Source organism: Porphyrobacter sp. LM 6 (assembly GCF_001720465.1).
GTDB lineage: Bacteria > Pseudomonadota > Alphaproteobacteria > Sphingomonadales > Sphingomonadaceae > Erythrobacter.
The window spans coordinates 2885680-2906383 of record NZ_CP017113.1 but is presented as its reverse complement, the minus strand read 5'-3'; the positions used below and the strand labels follow the sequence as shown (position 1 = coordinate 2906383).

At 65.8% G+C, this 20704-nt stretch carries 21 protein-coding genes; 9 read left to right on the top strand and 12 right to left on the bottom strand.

Going from position 1 to position 20704, the window contains the following annotated elements:
* Nucleotides 1-52: 52 nt before the first annotated feature.
* From BG023_RS13945 to BG023_RS13935, 3 genes are read right to left on the bottom strand one after another with little or no spacing between them, the layout of a single operon-like run.
* Nucleotides 53-508 carry a chemotaxis protein CheW gene (locus tag BG023_RS13945; RefSeq protein WP_069310972.1) on the bottom strand — a complete coding sequence of 152 codons (456 nt, stop codon included), beginning with the start codon at nt 506-508 and terminating at the stop codon, nt 53-55.
* A complete protein-coding gene (locus BG023_RS13940) occupies nt 505-3000 on the bottom strand; it encodes a chemotaxis protein CheA (RefSeq protein ID WP_335673839.1) in 2496 nt (831 codons plus the stop codon). Before BG023_RS13940 ends, BG023_RS13945 begins: the two co-directional genes overlap by 4 nt.
* A gap of 29 nt (nt 3001-3029) precedes the next feature.
* Entirely contained in the window at nt 3030-4397 is a 1368-nt protein-coding gene (locus BG023_RS13935) for an MATE family efflux transporter (protein WP_069310971.1), read from the bottom strand.
* 94 nt (nt 4398-4491) lie between these two features.
* On the opposite strand from BG023_RS13935, the gene BG023_RS13930 reads away from it, so the two are divergent.
* Both BG023_RS13930 and BG023_RS13925 read left to right on the top strand, forming a co-directional pair.
* Entirely contained in the window at nt 4492-5256 is a 765-nt protein-coding gene (locus BG023_RS13930) for a class II aldolase/adducin family protein (protein WP_069311357.1), read from the top strand.
* 20 nt (nt 5257-5276) lie between these two features.
* A complete protein-coding gene (locus BG023_RS13925) occupies nt 5277-5822 on the top strand; it encodes a (2Fe-2S)-binding protein (protein ID WP_069310970.1) in 546 nt (181 codons plus the stop codon).
* A gap of 9 nt (nt 5823-5831) precedes the next feature.
* On the opposite strand, the gene BG023_RS13920 is transcribed toward BG023_RS13925, so the two are convergent.
* Entirely contained in the window at nt 5832-7997 is a 2166-nt protein-coding gene (locus BG023_RS13920; protein WP_233993020.1) for a TonB-dependent receptor, read from the bottom strand.
* Nucleotides 7998-8155: 158 nt separating this feature from the next.
* On the opposite strand from BG023_RS13920, the gene arsC reads away from it, so the two are divergent.
* Nucleotides 8156-8500: an arsenate reductase (glutaredoxin) gene (gene arsC / locus BG023_RS13915; protein WP_069310969.1), complete on the top strand. Its 345-nt coding sequence runs from the start codon at nt 8156-8158 to the stop codon at nt 8498-8500.
* 121 nt (nt 8501-8621) lie between these two features.
* On the opposite strand, the gene BG023_RS13910 is transcribed toward arsC, so the two are convergent.
* Together BG023_RS13910 and BG023_RS13905 are read right to left on the bottom strand one after the other, a co-directional pair.
* On the bottom strand, nt 8622-9980 hold the full coding sequence (locus tag BG023_RS13910) for an MFS transporter (protein ID WP_069310968.1): 1359 nt from the start codon (nt 9978-9980) through the stop codon (nt 8622-8624).
* A gap of 7 nt (nt 9981-9987) precedes the next feature.
* Nucleotides 9988-10836 carry a glycerophosphoryl diester phosphodiesterase membrane domain-containing protein gene (locus BG023_RS13905; RefSeq protein WP_069311355.1) on the bottom strand — a complete coding sequence of 283 codons (849 nt, stop codon included), beginning with the start codon at nt 10834-10836 and terminating at the stop codon, nt 9988-9990.
* 83 nt (nt 10837-10919) lie between these two features.
* On the opposite strand from BG023_RS13905, the gene lipB reads away from it, so the two are divergent.
* The 3 genes from lipB to BG023_RS14795 all read left to right on the top strand — a co-directional run bounded on the left by lipB (nt 10920) and on the right by BG023_RS14795 (nt 12666).
* On the top strand, nt 10920-11609 hold the full coding sequence (gene lipB, locus BG023_RS13900; RefSeq protein ID WP_069310967.1) for a lipoyl(octanoyl) transferase LipB: 690 nt from the start codon (nt 10920-10922) through the stop codon (nt 11607-11609).
* Nucleotides 11606-11911 (top strand): hypothetical protein, encoded by a 306-nt coding sequence (locus BG023_RS13895; protein WP_150122891.1) that lies wholly within the window; start codon nt 11606-11608, stop codon nt 11909-11911. Before lipB ends, BG023_RS13895 begins: the two co-directional genes overlap by 4 nt.
* A gap of 191 nt (nt 11912-12102) precedes the next feature.
* Nucleotides 12103-12666 carry a hypothetical protein gene (locus BG023_RS14795; RefSeq protein WP_190315781.1) on the top strand — a complete coding sequence of 188 codons (564 nt, stop codon included), beginning with the start codon at nt 12103-12105 and terminating at the stop codon, nt 12664-12666.
* A gap of 87 nt (nt 12667-12753) precedes the next feature.
* Here the strand turns inward: BG023_RS14795 and BG023_RS13890 are convergent, their stop codons facing one another.
* The gene (locus BG023_RS13890; RefSeq protein ID WP_069310965.1) at nt 12754-13866 is read right to left on the bottom strand and encodes an alkene reductase; all 1113 of its coding nucleotides are present in this window, start codon (nt 13864-13866) and stop codon (nt 12754-12756) included.
* A 71-nt stretch (nt 13867-13937) separates the two neighbouring features.
* Here BG023_RS13890 and BG023_RS13885 point away from each other — a divergent pair, with 71 nt between their 5' ends.
* Nucleotides 13938-14840 (top strand): DMT family transporter, encoded by a 903-nt coding sequence (locus BG023_RS13885; RefSeq protein WP_069310964.1) that lies wholly within the window; start codon nt 13938-13940, stop codon nt 14838-14840.
* On the opposite strand, the gene nadA is transcribed toward BG023_RS13885, so the two are convergent.
* The 3 genes from nadA to BG023_RS13870 form a co-directional block, all read right to left on the bottom strand.
* Complete coding sequence (gene nadA, locus BG023_RS13880) at nt 14837-15838, bottom strand: quinolinate synthase NadA (protein WP_069310963.1); 1002 nt, start codon at nt 15836-15838, stop codon at nt 14837-14839. The genes BG023_RS13885 and nadA overlap by 4 nt on opposite strands.
* Before the next feature lie 69 nt (nt 15839-15907).
* Nucleotides 15908-16678 carry a hypothetical protein gene (locus BG023_RS13875; RefSeq protein ID WP_233993019.1) on the bottom strand — a complete coding sequence of 257 codons (771 nt, stop codon included), beginning with the start codon at nt 16676-16678 and terminating at the stop codon, nt 15908-15910.
* 74 nt (nt 16679-16752) lie between these two features.
* The gene (locus BG023_RS13870) at nt 16753-17631 is read right to left on the bottom strand and encodes an MBL fold metallo-hydrolase (RefSeq protein ID WP_069310962.1); all 879 of its coding nucleotides are present in this window, start codon (nt 17629-17631) and stop codon (nt 16753-16755) included.
* 235 nt (nt 17632-17866) lie between these two features.
* On the opposite strand from BG023_RS13870, the gene glpK reads away from it, so the two are divergent.
* Nucleotides 17867-19339, top strand: coding sequence for a glycerol kinase GlpK (glpK, locus tag BG023_RS13865; protein ID WP_069310961.1), 1473 nt, complete (start codon nt 17867-17869; stop codon nt 19337-19339).
* Nucleotides 19340-19441: 102 nt separating this feature from the next.
* Here glpK and BG023_RS13860 read toward each other — a convergent pair whose 3' ends face one another.
* Together BG023_RS13860 and BG023_RS13855 are read right to left on the bottom strand one after the other, a co-directional pair.
* Nucleotides 19442-19903 carry a DUF1465 family protein gene (locus tag BG023_RS13860; RefSeq protein WP_069310960.1) on the bottom strand — a complete coding sequence of 154 codons (462 nt, stop codon included), beginning with the start codon at nt 19901-19903 and terminating at the stop codon, nt 19442-19444.
* Nucleotides 19904-20041: 138 nt separating this feature from the next.
* On the bottom strand, nt 20042-20251 hold the full coding sequence (locus BG023_RS13855) for a DUF465 domain-containing protein (RefSeq protein WP_069310959.1): 210 nt from the start codon (nt 20249-20251) through the stop codon (nt 20042-20044).
* 251 nt (nt 20252-20502) lie between these two features.
* On the opposite strand from BG023_RS13855, the gene BG023_RS14615 reads away from it, so the two are divergent.
* Nucleotides 20503-20670 carry a DUF465 domain-containing protein gene (locus BG023_RS14615; RefSeq protein ID WP_083234719.1) on the top strand — a complete coding sequence of 56 codons (168 nt, stop codon included), beginning with the start codon at nt 20503-20505 and terminating at the stop codon, nt 20668-20670.
* Nucleotides 20671-20704 lie beyond the last annotated feature (34 nt).

Below are 20704 nucleotides of genomic sequence, written 5' to 3'. Positions count from 1 at the left end.
GTGGTTCCTGCGCTTGATGACATGATCCTAGGCGCGTTTGGTAAGTATTGGATTAAGCCGCCGCCCCGATTTCACCTCGGCCCGTATCAGGCCCGGCGAGCAGCGCGGGCAGATCGAGCAGCAGCGCGGGGCCGATCATCGTCTCGATCATCCCGCTGGCCGCGCGCGACCACTGCGCGCCGAACCCGCCCGGCACTTGCCCCGGCGCGCCGACGGCGGTGGTGATATCCTCGATCGCATCGACCATCAGCGCATAGGCATGGCCGCCTTCGGCCACCACCGCCGCGCGATCATCGGTCGGCCAGGATTGCTGCGGAAGGCCCAGCGCTAGGCGGCAATCGATGACGGTCAGTGTCTGGCTGCGCAGCGCGGTGATCCCGGCAATATAGGCGGGCGCGCGCGGGATCGGGGTGATGGCACCCAGTTCGATCACCGATTTCACATCGAGCGCATCAAGCGCGCAGCGGCGCCCGGCAATCTGTGCGATCAGGAGCAACGTGTTGGTCATGCGCGGCCTCCGGCCTTGGTCACCCCGTGGGCAGCCGCGGCCAGCGCGGCGAGCAGGCTGTCGCGGTCATAGCGGTAGATCGTATCGCTGCCCGAAGGCGCATCGGCCTGATCGCGCAGGCGGATTACCGGGCCAACGGGCGCGCGGCCCAGCGCTTCGGCGACTTCGAATACCTCGTCAAACACCACAGTGATGGTGGCCGGATCGGCGGCATCGGGCGGCACGATATCGTAACCGGCCGCACCCACCAGCGGGGCAAGGATGGTCTGCGCCCAGTCGTCCTGCGGCAGGATGCAGCGCGGGCGGTTGGCGGCAAGCGGCGCTTCGCCGAAGCGCGCGAACAGCGCATGGGCATCGATGAGCGTGACCGGTCGGCCTTCGACCAGCGTTACCGCTTCGGCAAACGGGTCTTCGGGAACGGGGCGCAGTTCGCCGTCCAGTTCCACCGCATCCTCGATCTCGCGCACGGCATAGAGCAGTTCGCTCGCCCCGTCGGACAGCCGCAGCAGTCGCACCTTGGCGGCGGTGAGCGGGGTTTCGGGCAGACCCACCAGCGGCAGGATCATCCCGTCGATCACCACGCGCGGGCGCGGGCCGGACATGTCGATTGCGCTGACCGGTGCGGTTTCGATGCGCTGCACCAGTTCCAGCCGCACCGCCGAGCGCCGCCCGGTGAAATCGGTGAACAGCATCGCCCGGTCGAGCGCCTTCGCGGCGGTGGCCTCGACCGACTCAGGCAGCTGGCGCAGGCGCGCGCGCGCTTCGGACACCAGATCATGCGCGGCGGCGATGTTGGCGATGTCGAGCAGCAGCACCGGCTGGCCATCATCGAGCAGCGTCGATCCGGCGTAGAGGCCCGACCGCATTACCGCAGGCGCGAGCGGCTTGACCACCAGATCGCCGTGATTGTGGATGCGGTCCACCGCCAGCGCGAACAGATCGCCGCTGGCAAGGCGCAGCATCAGGATCGTGGGATCGCGCTTGGCGGGCGCGGCATCGTTGAGGCCGAGCACATCGGCTAGCGTCAGGCACGGCACGCGGTTGCCGCGGAAGGTGATGAGCGCGGTCTCGCCCATATGGGTGAGATCGAGTGTGCGCGCCGAAGACTGGACGATTTCTTCGACATAGTTCTGCGGGATGGCAAAGCGCTGCCCGCCAACCTCGACTGTCAGCCCAGCGATGATGCTGAGCGTGAGCGGGATTTGCAGGGTGAACTGGGTGCCATGACCCGGCTGGCTGGCAACGCGGATCGAACCGCCCACCTTTTCGAGGTTCTGGCGCACCACGTCGAGCCCGACCCCGCGCCCGGAGACATTGCTGATCGTCTCGGCGGTGGAGAAGCCGGGTTCGAAGATGAGGTTGAGGATACGCTCGCGGCTCATCGCGGTGCGTTCGGCAGGGGTGATGAGGCCGGTGGCGATCGCCTTGGCGGCGATGCGTTCCTCATCCAGCCCGCGCCCGTCATCGCTGATGACGATGCTGATGGTGTTGCCCGATTGGCGCGCGGCGATGGCGATGATGCCGATCTCGCGCTTGCCATTGGCGAGGCGGGCCGAGGGCGGTTCGATCCCGTGGTCGATGGCGTTGCGGATGATGTGGGTCAGCGGGTCCCGGATCGTCTCGATCATCTCGCGGTCAAGCTCGACATCGCCGCCGTCGGTATCGACCATCACCTGCTTGCCGAGTTCGGCTGAGAGATCGCGCACCATGCGCGGCAGCACGCCGAGCAGGGTCTCGATGCGCTGCATCCGCATCCGGGTGATCGCGTCGCGCACGTCGGAAAGGATCGCGGTGAGGCGTTCGAACGGGCCGTCGATGGTCGGCTGGGTGCCGGCCTGACGCAGCCGGTGGGCGAGATCGTTGCGCGCCAGCACCATGTCGGAAACGCCGCTCATGACGCGGTCGAGCAGTTCGACCGGCAGGCGGATGGTGCGCTGGGCAATGGCGGCATCGCTGCGGCGGAACGGGGCAGAGGGATCGTCGGCGCGTTCGAGCAGCGCGCTCGCAGGCGCGTGGAGCGGGTGGTTAGGGGCGTCTTGACCCCCGCTAGACCCCTGCTTGACCCCCTCCAGGCCCGTTTCAGTGGATGTTTCACGTGGAACATTGACGGCGTTGATCAGCGCTTCGTCACCCCCTTCGGGGAAGGGTTCGCCCGCCTCGATCGCATCGATCATGTGGGCAATCCGGTCGATGATGGCGAGCACTGCGGTGACGAGTTGCTGGTCGGGTTCGCGCCGCCCAGCGCGGCAATCCGACAGCGCATCCTCGGCGCCATGGCTTAGCTCGGCAAGGCGGGGGAAATCGAAGAAGCCGCAATTGCCCTTCACCGTGTGGACGAAGCGGAAGATCGTATCGAGGCGCGCGCGATCGGTTGGATCGGCCTCCCACGCGACGAGTTCGCCGCCGGAAGCCTCCAACATCTCGCGGGTCTCGGCGATGAATTCCGCCAGCAGATCGTCCATCAGGTGCGCGCCCTTGTTTATATCGGGCACGCTATGCGCGAAGGTTGGTTAACAAGCGCCTAGCGCGCGCTCCAGGCCGGCTCGCGCTTGAGCAAAATGTGGCGCACCAGCACCACCGCCGAAAGCGCGCCGAACAGGTTGGCGGCGAGTTCGGCGGTGTAGATCGCGGCGCTCCCCATGCCCGGCTGGAGCACAAGCGCCACCGGCAGCATCACCAGGAACACCCGCACGATGGATTGGCCGAGGGCAAATCCTGCCTTGTCGACCGCGTTCATGATGCCATTGCCCACGATCAGCAGTCCGAACCCGGCATAGCCCCACGCCGCGATCCGGAGATAGGCGGCGAACTCCGCCACCACCGCCGGATCGTCGGTGAACAGCCGGGCAAAGCTCTCGCCCGCAGCGATTATCCCGATGGCCACCGCCAGCCCCCAGACGACGCAGAAGCCCGCCGCGTAAAGCGCCGCCTCGCGCGCCCGGTCATACCGGCCCGCGCCCCAGTTCTGCCCGACAATCGCCCCGATCGCGCCCGAAAGCGCCAGCAGCGGGACGATCACGAAGCTCTGCAATCGCCCCGCCGCCCCGAAGCCCGCGACCGCGGCCTCGCCCTCGAGCGCGACCCTTGCGGTCAGTACCGACAGGCCGAGCGGGTTGATCGCGTTGGAAAACGCCGCCGGAAGACCAACCTTGATGATCGCCTTGGCCGGATCGATCAGGCTGCATTCGCGCAGCAGGCCGGGGTTGAACGGCAGCGATGTTCCGCGCAGCACCCACAGCCCCGCCAGCGCGCCGATGGCCCAGCCGGTGATCGTGGCATAGGCCGATCCCGCCATCCCGAATCCCTCGAAGCCAAATGCCCCGGTGATCAGGATCGGGTTGAGCACCCAGTTGGCGGCGGCATAGGTGATGTTTATCGTGCTCGTGCGCTTGGCCTCGCCCTGACCGCGCAGCACGCCGTTGAGACCCATGATCATCAGGCTTAGCGGAAAGCCTGCGGCGAAGGGCGCCATATAGGCGCGGATCAGCGGCATCAGGTGGTCAGGCGCGTTCATCGCAGCGAAGATCGGCTCGATCAGCGCGAACAGCATGACGCCCATCATCATCCCGACGAGCGCGGCAAACACGATCCCGAAATTGGCGCGGCGGGCGGCCTTTTCGAAATCGCCTTCACCCAGCGCACGGGCGACGACCGAATTGATCCCGACCATCACCCCGACCCCCAGCGAGGTGCTGGCGACGGTGACGGGGAAGATGAAGCTGATCGCAGCCAGCGGCGCGCTGCCGAGCTGGCCGATGAAATAGGCATCGACGATCCCGACCGACATGAGCGCCGCCACCCCGATCACCGCAGGGATGGTCTGGCTGACCAGGTGTCCCGGGATGCTGCCGCTCACCAGCTTGGCAACGGAAGGGGCGGGCGCGTTCATCGTGACGAGGCGTAGCGGGGCCTTGCCCGGCTTGCAAAGCATTCCCTGCGCGTGCGATAGCATGATCAACAGACAGACGGAGAGGAACGGCCCGATGGCGACCCAGCTCAAACCCACAATCGAATGTAGCAAGGAAGAGTGGCAGGCGCGGCTCGATCTGGCGGCGTGCTACCGCATCTTCGACCACCTCGGCTGGTCGGAATCGATCTACAACCACATCTCGCTGAAGGTGCCGGGGGAGAAGGATACCTTCCTCATCAACCCCTTCGGTCTGCTCTACAGCGAAGTGACCGCGTCGAACCTCGTGAAGATCGATGTCGAGGGCAATAATGTCGGCGGTTCGCCCTATATGGTGAACAAGGCGGGCTTCACCCAGCATGCCTATTTCCACAAGCATCTGGGCGGCCGTGCGGATGCGATCTGCCACGTCCACACCACCGCGACGATGGCGGTCGCCAGCCACAAGGACGGGCTGCTGCCGACCAATTTCTACGCCTGCAATTTCCAGGGCCAGATCGGCTATCACGACTTCGAGGGCGTCACCGTGCGTCCCGAAGAAGGCGAGCGGCTGGTGCAGAACCTTGGCAATCACACCATCCTGATGCTGCGCAACCACGGCCCCGTGGTGATGGACCGCACCATCCAGGGCATGTTCGTCAAGATGTGGGCGCTCCAGCGCGCCTGCGAGATTCAGGTGGCGACGCTCCGCATGGGTGATCCGATCATGATTTCGCAGGACGTGGTCGACGTCCATCAGCGCGATCTGGCCGTGATGAGTGGGCAGGGCGGCGCAGGGCTGTTCGATTTCGAGGCGTGGAAGCGCCGGATCGACAAGATCGACGACAGCTGGCGCCAGTAAGCGCCGCATAAGGGCTCGCCATGTCGCGCATGACCGTCAACGAACGGCCGGTCGAGTTCGATCTCGATCCCCGGACGCCGCTGCTTTACGGCTTGCGCGAGGCGATGAACCTCACCGGCACCAAGGCGTGCGGCGGCGGAGATTGTTCGGGCGCGTGCATGGTACTGGTCGACGGGGTGGCGCTGCGATCCTGCGCGATCACGCTGGCCGAGTGCGAGGGGCGGATCATCACCACGATCGAGGGCCTCTCGAACGACCGCTCGCATCCGGTGCAGCAGGCGATGGTGGCGCAGCAGGCGATCCAGTGCGGATATTGCACCCCCGGCATCACCATCGCCGCCGCCGCGCTGATCCAGCGCAATCCTGCGCCGACCCGCGAGGAGATCGAGGCCGCGATTCCGAACATCTGCCGCTGCGGGGTCTATCCGCGCCTGATCCGCGCGGTCGAGCAGGCCGGCCGGGTGGCGCAGCGTCGCGAACGGATCAGCGCCGCACCCGCGCCGGGCATCAGCGCCGAGGACGCCGCAAGGGCTGTCCCCGCGCTGCGTGTGCCCGAACCCGAATAGCGGTGCCTGTTAGAACCTTCCGGTCACCGTGAACCGCGCATTGAGCGGCGCGCCGACGGTCAATTCATCGGCCGAGTGCGCGTTGGGGAAGTAGAGCTCGTCGAACAGGTTTTCGACATTGAGCTGCACCCGGACCTTGTCGTTCACGTCATAGAACACCGCCGCATCGACCCGCGCATAGGCGGGCAGGGTCGCGGAGTTGGCGTTGTCCGCAAAGCTTTCGTCCTGCGCGGTCAGGCCAAGGCCGAAACCGAGCTGATCGGTTGCCTGAACCGTGTTCCAGATCGCAAACTTGTGGTGCGGCAGTTCGCGCAGACGGCGACCGGTGGGGCCGGTGCGGCTCTGCTGTTCGCCGTCGAGATAGGAATAGCCTGCGGTCAGGAACCACGCCTCGGTGACGTGGCCCTGCAACTGGGCCTCGAACCCGCGGATCTTGGATTCTAGCACGTCGAGCGTGCCGGGGTCACTGTCGGACACCTGCGGCGAGCGCTCGCGGATTTCGAACACCGCGCCGGTCAGCGCCAGATCGCGGGCAAAGTCCCACTTCACCCCGATCTCGCGGTTCGAGAAGGTGTTGGGCTCCAGCGCATCATTGGGCGGGTTGATGTCGGCGAACTGGTCGCCCGAACGCGGCAGGAAGCTCTCCGAATAGCTGCCGTAAATCGACAGGTTTTCGCGCGGCTTGAGGATCAGGCCGAGGCGCGGGGTCACCTCCTTGTCCTTGCGGGTGCGGACGGCCCCGTTGCGGTTGTCGAGCACGGTGATGTCGAAGCTGTCGAACCGCGCGCCGAGCACCACGCGCAGCCAATCGGCAAGCTTCACCTCGTCCTGGATATAGGCCGAGAACACGGTCAGATCGGCCTCGGTATCATCGTTCAGCGAGGAGAAGGCGAGGCGGGTGGTGCGGCCATCGGCCAGCGTGCCGACCCCGCCGCGCAAGGGGAAGGGGCGCACCGCACGGAAGAACTCGACATCGGCGCGACGGCCATCGGCGACGGCGGTATCGAACACCGCGTTGAAGCGGTCATTATCGTTGCTGGTGTCGATATATTCGCCGCCGACGATCAGCGTGTGCTCGATCCCGCCGGTGGCGAATTCACCCACCAGATTGCCCGACAGGATCAGGTTCTGGCGGTGGTTGCTGTCGATGTAGCCATCCATCGCTACCACGTTGGTGGCCGGGTTGTAGCCGACCGGAAAGACATTGGCGTAGACCTTGTCATAGTCACCCCAGGACGCGGTGATGTTGCCCTTCAGCCCATCGGAGAAGCTGTGCTGGAGCGTCGAGCGCAGCACGTGGGCTTCGAAGGTGGTGTAATTGTTCGCCGGATCGCCAAAGGTGATCCGCCGCAGCGCGCGCACCGGATTGCCGGCATCATCAGTCGGGATGCCGCGATCCACGAAGCGATCGTGATTGATGTATTCGTAGGACAGATCGAGCGTGGTGTTGCCGCCCAGTTGCGTGCGGAAGGTGGGGTTCAAGCTGATCTGTTCGCCCTCGTACAGATCGCGGTGATTGTTGAGGCTTTCATAGGCGGCGTTGAGCCGCAGCGCCGAATTGTCGCCGGTCGCAAGGTTGAGATCGGCCCAGATGTCATAGGCGCCGAAGGTGTCGACCGAGGCGCGGTATCCGGCGAAGGTATCGCCAATGACGCCCTTCTTGGTCACGCGGTTGAGGATGCCCCCGGTGCCGCCGCGCCCGAACAGCAGCGCATTGGGGCCGCGCAGGATTTCGACCTGTTCAAGATTGTAGAGGCCGCGGTAGTATTCGACATCGTCGCGCACCCCGTCGACGAAGAAGTCTGCGGTCGAGCGCACGCCGCGGAAGATCACCGAATCGCGGTGGCCTTCGCCCTGCGAATTGCTCACGCCTGCGGTGTAAAGCACGATATCGGCGATGCTGTCGAAGCCCTGCCGCACGATCTGGTCGGCGGTGGTGATCGAGAGCGATTGCGGGACGTCGATGATCGGCGTCGGGGTCTTCAGCGCGTTGAGTTGGTCGGAATAGAGCACATTGCCGGTGACGACGATGTTCGGGCCTTCCGCCGATGCACTGTCAGCCGCGCTGCTCTCTGTCGCCGCCGCATCGCCCGCTTCGGTATCGCTCGCCGCGAGGGCGGGAAAGGCGCTGATGGCGCAGCCGAGGAGCAGGGCAGTACGGGCAATTCGAAGCATGATGTTGGGGCCTTCCGGTGGAGTCGGCATTTCAGCTATTGCAAATCACTCGCATATGCAAGTCTTGCGAGATATCGAGGTGGCGACTTTTCGAGCCGGTGGAATTGCGCGTTCGAACCGGTTAGGTGCGGCAGCGCGATGTTTGACTGGAGACGGCAATGAAAGCGACCATCTGGCACAATCCGGCGTGCGGCACTTCGCGCAAGACGCTGGCGATCCTCGAAAACCTCAGCAAGGTCGAGGTGACGGTGGTCGAATATCTCAAGACCCCGCCGAGCGCCGAAAAGCTCGCGCAACTCTATCGCGATGCCGGGATCACCCCGCAGCAGGGCCTGCGCCTGCGCGGCACCGATGCGGCCGAACGCGGTCTGCCCGATGCGGACGATGCGACTGTGCTGGCAGCGATGGTCGCCGATCCGATCCTGATCGAACGCCCGCTGGTCGAAACCGACAAGGGCGTGCGGCTGTGCAGGCCGCAGGACGAAGTTCTAAAAATACTTTGATTTTCGCACCCGCCTCTGCGGGTGCGTCCTCGGCGCTGTTCCCTCCGCTGCGCTGCGGGGCACCTGCGGCTCGGCCGCGTGGCCTCGCGGCAGCTGCGCCGCCAGTACCAGCGCACCCAGGTTAGGTGCGGTCCTTCGTTAGTTCTTTATCTGCCTGCAAGGCTGTCCACCCATGCAGCAGCACGGCGGCGCACAGCGCAACGATCAGCCCAAAGCCCAGCCAGTCCGAATGGCCGTAGAGCCACACGCCGAGAGCCGGCGCATAGATGTAGCTCGCCCCCGCAAGGCTCGCGACGATGCCGCTCGCCTGCCCCTGTTCGGCGCGGGTCACCGCGAGCGAGGTGCCGGCGGTGGTGCCGGGCCGGAACAGGCCGAAGCCTAGCGAGGCGATGGCATAGCCGAGTGCGATCAGGTGCAGGTCGCCCGCCACCGCCAGCACCACCGTGCCGAAGGCCGCTGTGGCGATCCCCCACAGTGTCGCAGCGCGCGGGCCGAGATCGAAGCGCGGGATCAGCCCCCACTGCGCCAGCAGCGTGGCGATCGCGCCGCTCATCAGCACTAGGCCCACTGGCCCGGCGCCCTCGGCGGGCGTCTCGCGCAGTCCCAGCCGGTCGAGCACCAGAAAGCCCGAAATCCCCAGCACCATCGCCTGCGCATGGCCGCCGAAGAACCCAGCGAAGACCCACGGCCGCAGGCGCGGGTCGCGCCATGACAGGCGCGGCGGTTCGGCGGCGTCCTCGCTCTCCGATGCCTCCTGCGGATCGAGCGGTGCGCCCGATCCGCTCGACGAATAGGCCACCGCCTGCCCGCGCGCGGCATATTGCGGCTCGTCGTTGGGCAGCCGCCAGCGCAGCAGCACCAGCGCCACAAGCCCGATCGCGGCAAAGCAGATGAACGGGCCGGTCAGCCCGATGCCGAGAAACGGGAACACCATCAGCGGTGCCAGCGCCGGGCCGATCACCGTGCCGAGCCCGAAGCTCGAAGCGATCAGCGACAGCGCTTGCGTGCGTTCGGCGCGCGGAGTGCGTGAGGCGACATAGGCCTGCACCGCCGGGGGCGCGGCGCTGCCGAACCCGCCGTAGAGGCTACGCGCGGCGGCGAAGGCGGCGAGCGTCCACAGCGCCGACATCCACCCCGCCAGCCCCGCCCACAACGCCGCGCCGCACAGCACGAAGGAGACGATGAAGCCGACCAGCCCCAGCGCCATCATCGCCTTGCGCCCGCGCTGGTCCGACCGCCGCGCCCAGAATGGCGCGCACACCACCCACAGTAGCGCCGACCACGAATAGGCGAGGCTGATCCACACATCCTCCACCTGCAGGGCGGTGCCGATCGATGGCATCACCGATTGCATCGCGGTGTTCCCCGCCGCGGTGACGAGCATCACCATGAACAGCAGCGCCATGCGCGACGGCGGGATCGCCCCGGTCGGCGCGGGGCGCGTTTCGGCAGGTGGTGATGGCGGCGGCCCTTGCGTCATGGCGCGCCTATTCGAACGTCGCCGCAAGTCCTTCCGGCGATTCCCCGGCCAGCTGGCGATGGATGGCCGCGATCACGACGAGGAAGATCACGCCCATCAGCGTGTTCACGCCCGCGTTGACGATGCCGTTGCCGATGGTCGCGATCTGAGATCCGAGCGCCGACATGACGAGCCCGAGAATGCCGGCCACCAGCGCGGCAATAATGCCGATGGTGATAAACAGCAGCGCCAGAAACACCGTGATCCGCACACTGTTGCCCTTGGTCAGCCGCCACGAGCGTGCCAGCGCCTTGAAGGGATTGCGTTCCCCGTCAATCGCCACGACCGGCGCGAGCAGGCTGAACTTGATGAAGGCATAAAGGCCGAAGAGAACCAGCACGAAGCCGATCAGCACCGTGGTCATCACCGATCCGGCAGCAGCGGCGATGCCGAGCGGCAAGCCGATCACCAGCGCGATGCCCAGCCCGCTGATGATTTGCCCGGCAAGATAGGAAGGGCTGCTCTTGAGCCCGGTTGCCAGTGCCTCGCCCACGGTCGGGCGGCCGCGGTCGGTCAGCAGCGCGAGGAGGCTCAGCGAGCCGACGAACTGCGCGATGGTGACCGCTGCCAGCAGCACCCAGTTTTCGGTATAGGCCTGCGTGATCTGGGCCATCATCGCCTGAAACGCCGCTTCGGGGTTGCCGCCCGCCGGGCCAGCCGGTTCGGGGTTCACCATCTCGGGCGCAAACAGCGCCACCGACAGGCCGGGCAGGAAGAAGAACAGTCCGGCAATCGCGCTGATCGTGTCCTTGTTGCTGCCCATCAGCGCGGTCGCCTGCGTCCAGGCCTTGCCCATGTCGAGCTTGCGGTTTGTCATGCTGCCCTTTCCGATCCCTAGTGCGACAAGAGCGCGCATAATCGCCTCTTGATCTCCGCGTTCAATGCCCCCACCGGTGCGGCATGGCAAGCGTGGCTCCTGCAACTTCATCGGCTTCCGACATCGAATGGCGGCGCTCCGCCACGCAAGTGCCCTATGCCGCCGCGCTGGCCGAAATGGAGGCGCGCAATGCGGCGGTCCATGCGGGCGAAGCGCGCGAGCTGATCTGGCTGCTCGAACACCCGCCGGTCTACACCGCCGGCACCAGCGCTGACCCGGCCGAACTGGTCGATCCGCGCTTCGAAGTTGTCGAGGCCGGGCGCGGCGGGCGCTATACCTATCACGGGCCGGGCCAGCGGATCGGCTATCTCGTGCTCAACCTCGCCGACCGCGGCAAGGACGTGCGCTGCTTCGTCCATGCGATCGAAGGCTGGGTGATCGCTACGCTGGCGACTTTCGGGGTCGAAAGCTGGCGCGCCGAAGGCCGCGTGGGCATCTGGACCCGCGACATCGACGGCAGCGAGGCCAAGATCGGCGCGATCGGCGTGCGCGTGCGGCGTTGGGTGACGATGCACGGCTTTTCGGTAAACCTTGATCCTGACCTTTCCCACTTCGGCGGGATCGTGCCCTGCGGCATCGCCGAATACGGGGTCACCAGCCTTGCGCGGCTGGGGCTGACCGTTTCGCCCGAGGAATGGGACGCCGCGCTGATGGCGACGAGCGATGATTTCCTTGACGCGCTCGATGCGGCGGCGAAAAGAGCGTGCCGATGAAACGCGCTCTGATCCTTGTGTCCTGCCTGCTGCTGGCTGCCTGCGGTGACAAGCCCTCCGGCCCCGCCGAGCGCGGCGGCAAGGCCGCGGGCGAGGTGCTGGGCGGCGAGATCAGCGACGCGATGATCCCGCTCGACGAAGTGTCCTCGCAAGCCCCCCTCGCCCCGCGACAGGGCCCAAGCGCTGAAGACCTCGATGCCGAGCAGCCCGAAGTGACACCGGCTGAGGGTGTCGAGGGTGAAGGCGAAGCGGCCAGCGCCGAAGTCGCCGCGCCCCCCACTGCCGCCACCCCGGAGGAATAGGCCGCCACACCTCCATCGTCACCCCGTGCTTGACACGGGGTCGGGCTTTCTTTCGCTCCTAAACGCATTCACGCGGCAGGTTTCGGGAAGGGGCAAGTTTGGTTTGAATGACCGCAAGTGGGTGGTAAGCGGTCATTGTGTCTTCTTACCCAAATCAGTAGCATTAGCCAATGCGACGGCATGTCCTCTGCTTGGCGACACTTGCGAGTTTTTTGGCTGGCTGCAGCCCTAGCGGCGGGCAAAAACCGTCCCACCAAGTCGCGTGTGAAGTCGCCACTGACTACGTGGGGCGGTTCGTGGTCGAAGCAGAGAGGTTGCGAACAGAATACGCCGATGCTCCTCGACATATCGCGGTAAGAGAGGCGCCTTACCAGTTGCTTCCGGCCATTACTAAAGATGGTCCCGTCGAGGGAGATTGGCTGGAAATTTTGCCTGAAGTTGCTGATTGGCGCAGCGTCACAAAGCTTTCTGACGAAAGCGTCCTTGATGCATGTGTCGGACTGAAATCCTCGCTTTCCGAACAAGGGGTTATATCGAACGATGAACGCATCAATTCGCTCGCCGCGGGTGACGAATGGGACGCGCACGTACTTTCAATTGCAATGCCTGTCTTTACGGCGGACCAAGAACAAGCGGTCATCTTCGCTTCGAAGTCTACGGGCGGCTTACAAGGCGCAGGCATTTTAGCAATCTATTCGAAGGGCAAGAACGGAGAATGGCGGTTCGTGAGAGAAGAGGTGCGTTGGATGTCTTAGCTTCTCATGTCTGCTTCGGGGTCGTTTCCCGACCGGCAGCTTTTCTCCCGGCAGCGCCCGAAGCGGACACTGCCGGGAGCTTAAGCCTTACTCCGCCGCTTCGGCCTGTTCTTCCGCCAGCGTCGGGTAGTCGACGTAGCCTTCGGGGATCGGGAAGTACCAGCTCTTGGGCACGTCCTTGTTCGGGTTCCAGTGCGCGCCCGCCGCGATCCGCTTTTCGAGATCGGGGTTGGAGATGTAGGGGCGGCCAAAGCTCACCGCGTCGCACTTGCCGCTGGTCACATCGGCTTCGGCTTCCTCGGCGGTGTAGTCCGAATTGAGGATCAGCTTGCCGGTGTAGATCTGGCGGATCAACGGGCTTTGCTTGGGCACGTCGGTCTGGCCGAAGGTGCCGTCCGGCCCGGGCTCGCGCAGTTCGACGAAGGCGAGGCCGAGTTCTTCGCACACCTTGGCAGCCGCGCCGAAGGTGGCGGCGGGGTTGCTGTCATCGGTGCCCTGCGAATCGCCATTGGGCGAGAGGCGGATGCCGACGCGGTCTGCGCCCCACACATCGATCAGCGCTTCGAGCACTTCGCGCATGAAGCGGGTGCGGTTCTCCGGCGAGCCGCCATATTCGTCGGTGCGCAGGTTGGTCTTGTCGCGCAGGAACTGGTCGACAAGGTAGCCATTGGCGCTGTGCAGTTGCACGCCATCAAAGCCGGCCTTCTTGGCGTTTTCGGCGGCGCGGCGATAATCGCCAATCGTGCGCTTGATATCCTCGTGCGTCATTTCGCGCGCGACGGCATAGGGCTGCTTGCCGGTGGGCGTGTGCGCCTCGCCCGGAGCCTGCGTGGCGCTGGCGGAGAAGGGCGGCTGGCCATCGAGGAACACGGGGTGGACGATGCGGCCCATGTGCCACAGCTGCATGACGATGAGGCCGCCCTCTTCGTGCACGGCCTTGGTGGTGGCCTTCCACGCTTCGGTCTGCTCGTCCGACCAGATGCCGGGAGCCGAGGGCCAGCCGAGGCCTTCGCGGCTGATGCCGGTCGCTTCGGTCAGGATCATGCCTGCGCCTGCGCGCTGGCGATAATAGAGCGCCATCAGCTCGTTGGGGACGAACATCGGCTCGGCTGCGCGCCCGCGGGTGAGCGGGGCCATGTGGATGCGGTTCTTGGCATGGAGCGCGCCCATCTGGAGCGGCTGGAACAGAGCGTCGTGCATATGTGCGGAAATCCTCTTGAACGGGTTTTGATTGGCTATCCACTTGGGGCGCGCGCGGCTAGGGCGCAAGCATGGAAAATGAGGGTGCCCTCCAAGAAGATCTTGTCCGCGAACCTGCTCGCCCGGCGCAGTGGCTGCTGCTGTTCGCGCTGTTCGGGGGCAACGTGGCGCTCGCCATCGGGCCGTGGTTCGTGCGGGTGGCCGATACGGGGCCGGTCGCGGCGGGGTTCTGGCGGCTGTTTCTAGCGCTGCCCTTCATGGTGGTGCTGGCGCGGGCGAACGGCCAGCGGCTGACGGGGATGGGGGCCAAGACGCTGGCGCTGGTGGCGCTGGGCGCGGTGACCTTCGCGCTGGACCTTGCCAGCTGGCACATCGGCATCGGCATGACTCGGCTCGGCAATGCGACGCTGTTCGGCAATGCCGGCTCAATCGTGCTGCTGTTCTGGGGCTTCATCATGGCGCGCACGCTGCCGGGGCGGCTGGAGTGGCTGGCGATCATCTTCGCGCTATCGGGCGCGGCGATCCTGATGGGGCGCAGCCTCGAGATTTCGAACGAGACCCTGATCGGCGACCTGTTCTCGGTCGCGGCGGGGCTGCTTTACGCGGTGTATCTGCTCACCCTTCAGAACGCGCGCGGGGCCTTCGGGTCGTGGAGCCTGCTGGTGTGGGTCAGCGTCTTCGGCGCGCCGGTGCTGCTGGTGATCGCGCTCGCGCTCGGCGAGCCGGTGTGGCCGCAGGCGTGGGGGCCGGTGGTGGGCCTGTTCATCCTCAGCCAGCTGGTCGGGCAGGGGCTGATGGTCTTCGCGCTGCGATATTTCCCCCCGCTGATCGTCGGCCTCGCGCTGCTGACCCAGCCCGCGGTCGCCTCGATCTACGGCTGGCTGGCGTTCGGGGAAGTGCTGTCGCCGATGGATATTGTCGGGATGGTGCTGGTAGGCGCGGCGCTCGCGGTGAGCCGGGCGCGGGCGACCTAGTCCCCGCTAAACGGCACCTTCCCAAGATCCCCCAGCCCGACAGTCCCGCCGGCCATGTCCAGCATCCGGTCGAGGCTGCGCTTGGCTTTCAGGCGGATGCCTTCCTCGATTTCGATCTGGGGCGAGAGGTCGCGCAGGGCGACGTAGAGCTTCTCCATCGTGTTCAGCGCCATGTAGGGGCAGATGTTGCACGAGCAGTTCCCGTCCGCGCCGGGCGCGCCGATGAAGGTCTTGTTCGGCAGCGCCTTTTCCATCTGGTGGATGATGTGCGGCTCGGTGGCGACGATCAGCGTGTCGCCCTCGAAATCCTTGGCAAAGGCGAGGATGCCGCTGGTCGAGCCGACGTAATCGGCGTGGTCGATGATCGTCGGCGGGCATTCCGGGTGCGCGGCGATGGGCGCGCCGGGGTATTGCTCCTTGAGCTTGAGCAGCTCGGTCTCCGAGAACGCCTCGTGCACGATGCACACGCCCGGCCACAGCAGCATCTCGCGGTTGAACTTGCGCGCGAGATAGCCGCCGAGGTGCCGGTCGGGGCCGAAGATGATCTTCTGCTCCTTGGGGATCTGGGCGAGGATCGTCTCGGCGCTCGAGCTGGTCACGATCACGTCCGAGAGCGCCTTCACCTCGGTCGAACAGTTGATGTAGGTCAGCGCGATGTGATCGGGGTGGGCTTCGCGGAAGGCGCGGAACTTCTCGGGCGGGCAGCTGTCTTCAAGGCTGCATCCGGCGTCCATGTCGGGCAGGATCACGGTCTTCTGGGGCGACAGGATCTTGGCGGTATCGGCCATGAATTTGACCCCGCAAAAGGCGATCACGTCCGCATCCGTCGCTGCCGCCTTGCGCGAGAGTTCGAGGCTGTCGCCCACGAAGTCGGCAATGTCCTGGATATCGGGCGTCTGGTAATAATGCGCGAGGATCACCGCGTTGCGTTCCTTACGCAGGCGGTCAATCTCGGCCAGCAGATCGGCGCCGGTGGGGACTTTGGTGAGAACGCTCATAGGTCTGATCCCGCTGTTGGGTGTGCGCGGGATATAGGCACTGACGCGCGATTTTCGAGCGAAAAGCGCCTACATCGCAAAGCCCGGCGGCAGGAAGGCCTGCATCGGCCTCTCCGCACCGGGCGAGCCTGCCACCACCCATTCGGTGAAGGCATAGCCGAGCGGCGAGAAGGCAATCACCATCGAAAGCACGAACACCCCGGCATCGATCCCGAGGCCCCACCAATAGGCGGGATGCACGCAGCCATCGCGGCGCTTGTCGGCGATCATACCGATTACCGGGAAGATGAAGGTCAGCAGGATGGTGATGGTCCAGGCGTTGGGGATGAAAAGGGGCATCGGCAGCAGCCGCCCGAGGCCGGGGCCGGTGAGAATGCTCATCGCCACCAGCATCAGCCGGCGGTGCCAGCCGGAATAGCGCTGCACCCGCAGCGCCCACAGCGCCAGTCCGCCGAACGCCCACAGTCCGGCCAGATTGCTCACCAGAAATTCGTTCTTGGCGAAGAAGAACGGCCCCCCGCTGGTGCGCGCCGAAACGATGATGATCATCGTGCCCGCGGCGACCATCGCCGGAATCCAGAGATAGGCGAGCTTGCCCAGTCGCACGTGCAGCGCGCGGTTGCCGCTCGCGATGGTGACCACCTGCGCCAGATAGAGCCCGAGCCAGCCCATGAAGATCATGCCGTGGACGTGGAAGGCGAGCGGCAGCGAAAAGCTCGACCGGCCCATCGCCAGATTGAAGGTGAAACCCGCCACGATCACACCGGCCATCACAAAGGCCATGATCGTGAAGAAACGCGTGCCTTCAGCGGCTCCGCCGCGCTGCGCCAAAGTTGCCATTGGTCCGATCCCCCCGACAATGTCCCTCGGCCCGCAATGGACCACGGATTGCGCGGGGGCGCAAGTCGGCTGCGTCAGGCGGGGTGCCAGACCTCGCCGTCGCGCCGCACCATCCCGCGCTTTTCCAGATCGAGCAGATGCGCGGTGACGCTCATCTCGGCGGCCGGGATCAGGCGCTCGTCCAGCCCCTTGTACATATCGGGGATGAAGGCGCTGACAGGCCGCGCGGTCTCGCCCAGCAGGCGCAGGATCTGGTTTTCGCGCTGGCGGCGGTGGCCGATCATGCCGCGCACCAGCTGCTTGGGCTTCTCGATCGCGGCGCCGTGGGCCGAGTGATAGCGCAGGTCATCGCGCGCCATCAGCTTGTCGAGGCTCGCCATGTAATCGCCCATGTCGCCATCGGGCGGGATGACCACACTGGTCGACCAGCCCATCACGTGATCGCCGGTGAACAGCGCGCCGCTTTCCTCCAGCGCATAGCACAGGTGGTTCGAGGTGTGCCCCGGCGTGGCAACTGCGGTGAGCGTCCAGCCGGTGCCGCGCATCCCTTCGCCATCTTCCAGCACGCGGTCGGGCGCGTAAGTGGGGTCGAAGGCTTCGTCCGAGCGCGGCCCATCCACCGCCAGAACCAGCGGCGCGCAGCCGACAATCGGCGCGCCCGTCTGCCCGGCGAGCGGCGCGGCGGCGGGGGAATGGTCGCGGTGGGTATGGGTGCACATGATCGCGAGGATTTTGCGACCGGCGACAGCGGCGATGATCGCAGCGATATGATCGGCCTCGTTCGGGCCGGGATCGATCACTGCGCAATCGGGGCCATTCGCCATGCCGACCACATAGGTCTGCGTGCCGGTGTAGGTATAAGGCGAGGGATTGGGCGCCAGCACGCGCCGCACCAGCGGCTCGACATCTTCGGCAAGACCGGTGGGCCAGGGCTTTTCGGGGATCGTGACCATGTTTCCCATTTGGCCTTGCGTGGAGGCATCGGCAAGAGACTTGGCAACACGCCGATACGCCTACGTCTCCCCGGGCTTGACCCGGGGTCCCGCTTTGTTTGCCAGCGGGACCATCCTGAGAAGGCAGCGGGACCCCGGATCAAGCCCGGGGAGACGGTTAGTGTAAGTGGCTCGCGCCATCTCGACTTGTCGCAACTTCGGCGGCTAGGAAGACAAAAAGACGGAGAGGGTTTTCATGTCCGATTACATTCTCGTGCTCGACGAAGGCACGACCTCCACCCGCGCCATGCTGTTCGCGCGCGACGGGGCGCTGGCGGCGAGCGCGCAGGCGCCGCTCAACCAGCATTATCCGCAAAGCGGCTGGGTCGAGCATGATCCGCGCGAGATTTGGGACAAGACCCTCGCCTGTGCGCGGGACGTGATCACCAAGGCGGGCGGGGCTGCGAGCGTTGCGGCGATCGGCATCACCAACCAGCGCGAAACCGTGGTGGCGTGGGATCGCACCACCGGTGAGCCGCTGACCAACGCCATCGTCTGGCAGGACCGCCGCACAGAGCCGTTCTGCGCCAAACTTCGCGCGGCAGGGCATGAGCCGCACGTGCAGCGCCGCACCGGCCTGCTGCTCGATCCCTATTTCTCCGGCACCAAGATGCGCTGGATGCTCGACAATGTGCCCGAGGTTAAGGCGGCGGCGGACAAGGGCACGCTGGCCTTCGGGACGGTGGAAAGCTGGCTGACCTTCAAGCTCACCGGTCATGCCCATCACGTATCGGATGCCACCAACGCCAGCCGCACGCTGCTCTTGCCGCTGGAAGGCGCGGACTGGGACGAGAGCCTGTGCGATCTGCTCGGCGTGCCGCGCGCCGCCTTGCCGCGCATCATCGATTGTGCGGGCGGCGATCTGGCCACTGATCCTGACCTGTTTGGCAGCGCGATTGCGATCACCGGGTTTGCGGGCGACCAGCAGGCCGCGACCATCGGACAGGCCTGCCTTGCGCCGGGCCAGACCAAGGCGACCTATGGCACGGGCGCCTTCGTGCTGACCTGTCAGGGCGAGGCGATCCCGCAATCGACCAACCGCCTGCTCGGCACGGTGCTGACCCAGCTAGGCGGCAAGCGCACCTATGCGATCGAAGGTTCGGTGTTTGTCGCGGGCAGCCTGGTGCAATGGCTGCGGGATTCGCTCGGCATCGTCGATGTCGCCTCGCAGACCGAGGAGCTGGCGCGCTCGATCCCCGATAGCGGCGGGGTGGTGATCGTGCCGGCGCTGTCGGGCTTGGGCGCGCCGCACTGGCAGGCCGAAGCGCGCGGGGTGATTGCGGGGCTCTCCTTCGCGAGCGGGAAGGCGCATCTGGCGCGCGCGGCGCTGGAGGCGATGGCGCACCAGACCCATGATCTCGCCAACGCCTTCGCCGCCGATGGCGCACCGTGGCAGTCGCTCAGGATCGATGGCGGCATGGCGGCGAACGACTGGATGGCGCAGGATCTGGCCGACATGCTCGGCATCACGGTCGAACGGCCCGGTTTCGTCGAGACGACGGCACTGGGCGCCGCGATGCTGGCGGCGACGGGGGCAGGGCTCTACCCCGATCTCGATGCGGCAGCGCAGGCGATGCGCGGGCGGCTGGCGCGGTTCGAACCGCAGATGGACGATGGTGTGCGGCAGGAGCGGCTGGGGCGCTGGCGCAAGGCTTTGGGCGCAGCGTGAGGGGTGGTGCGGGCCGATCCAGCCTGCGCTAGACCCCCCTTAGACCCCCTCTAGACCCCCAAAGCGTGGATGTTCCACGTGGAACATGGGGTGTTCGAGTGGTTACCCGAACCGTCCGAGTTCGCGGCCGATCCGGTCCTGGAAGGCGCGGGCAGGCGATGCCATCTCGAAATGCTGGCGCCATGCCTCGTCCAGCCGGGCAATGCGCCGATGCAGCTTTTCGGTATCGGCAATCAGCTCGCGGGTTTCCGGTTCAAGCAGGGCCAGCTGGCTCTCGTCCGCCGCCCGGTCCGGCGGCAGCGCGCCGTGCATACGCACCTGATTTTCGCTGAGTTCGCCCGAAAACAGCGCCCGCTGGTTCAGCAGCCATGCCAGCACGTGCATCATGCGGGTGGTGGTCTTGAGCCCCTCGGTCGAAAGCGCGAGGCGCACATAGGCATCCTCACCGATCGCAGGCTCGCGCGTGCCAGCGGTGAACACCGCGCGCACTTCATCAGCAAGCACAAGGGCTTCGGTGTAGAGCGCCTCGATAATCGGGCGGGACAGGTTGGTGGTTCGGGCCATCGTGCGCGGATAAATACGCCCCCCGCAGCCCCTCCGCCACTGGGTCATGGTTACTTTCCAAGCAATTTTTGAATTCGTCCCGGCCCGGAACAGTCGGGCCTTCCGGTAACCATGACAGGTAACTGCGTGGGCCTGCGGTCAGGCGATAATGTCGGGCAGCAGGGTGTCCTCGATGATCGCGATCTGGTCCTTTAGGCGCAGCTTGCGCTTCTTGAGGCGGGCGATCTGGAGCATGTCGGCCGAAGCACTGCCGCGCGCAGCCTCGGTCAAGGCGGCAATCGCGGCGTCGAGGTCGCGATGCTCGGTCTTGAGCAGTTCGAGCTTCTTGCGCAGCTCCTCCTCGGTCATGTGTGCCTGTGTCCCCTTCGGATTCCGCAATGCCCCGTCGCGCTACGCGTTCCTGGCCGATTCGGTAAGGTGGCTTGAATATCTTTCCCGCAATCGGTTCACCGCAGGAAAAGACGAAGGCGGCGATTCACACTTCATCAGGCCATTGCATTCCATGCTGCATGTGGTTTGATTGAACCCAGCGGCCCGGCCGCCCCGTTGCCGAGTCGCTGTTTCCGCGGGCATCCCCGCGCACGACAGGAGAACGCAATATGGCATCGACCGCAGTGTCTTCCCACCTCCACGCCCTCCAGAGCAAGCACGCCGGGATCGAAGCCCGCCTGCGCGACGAAATGGCAAGGCCCGTGCCCGACACTGCGACGATCCAGCTGCTCAAGAAGCAGAAGCTGCGGTTGAAGGAAGAAATTGCCGGTCACTGATCGCCGCAACCGGGCGGCGGAGCGAATTACGTCA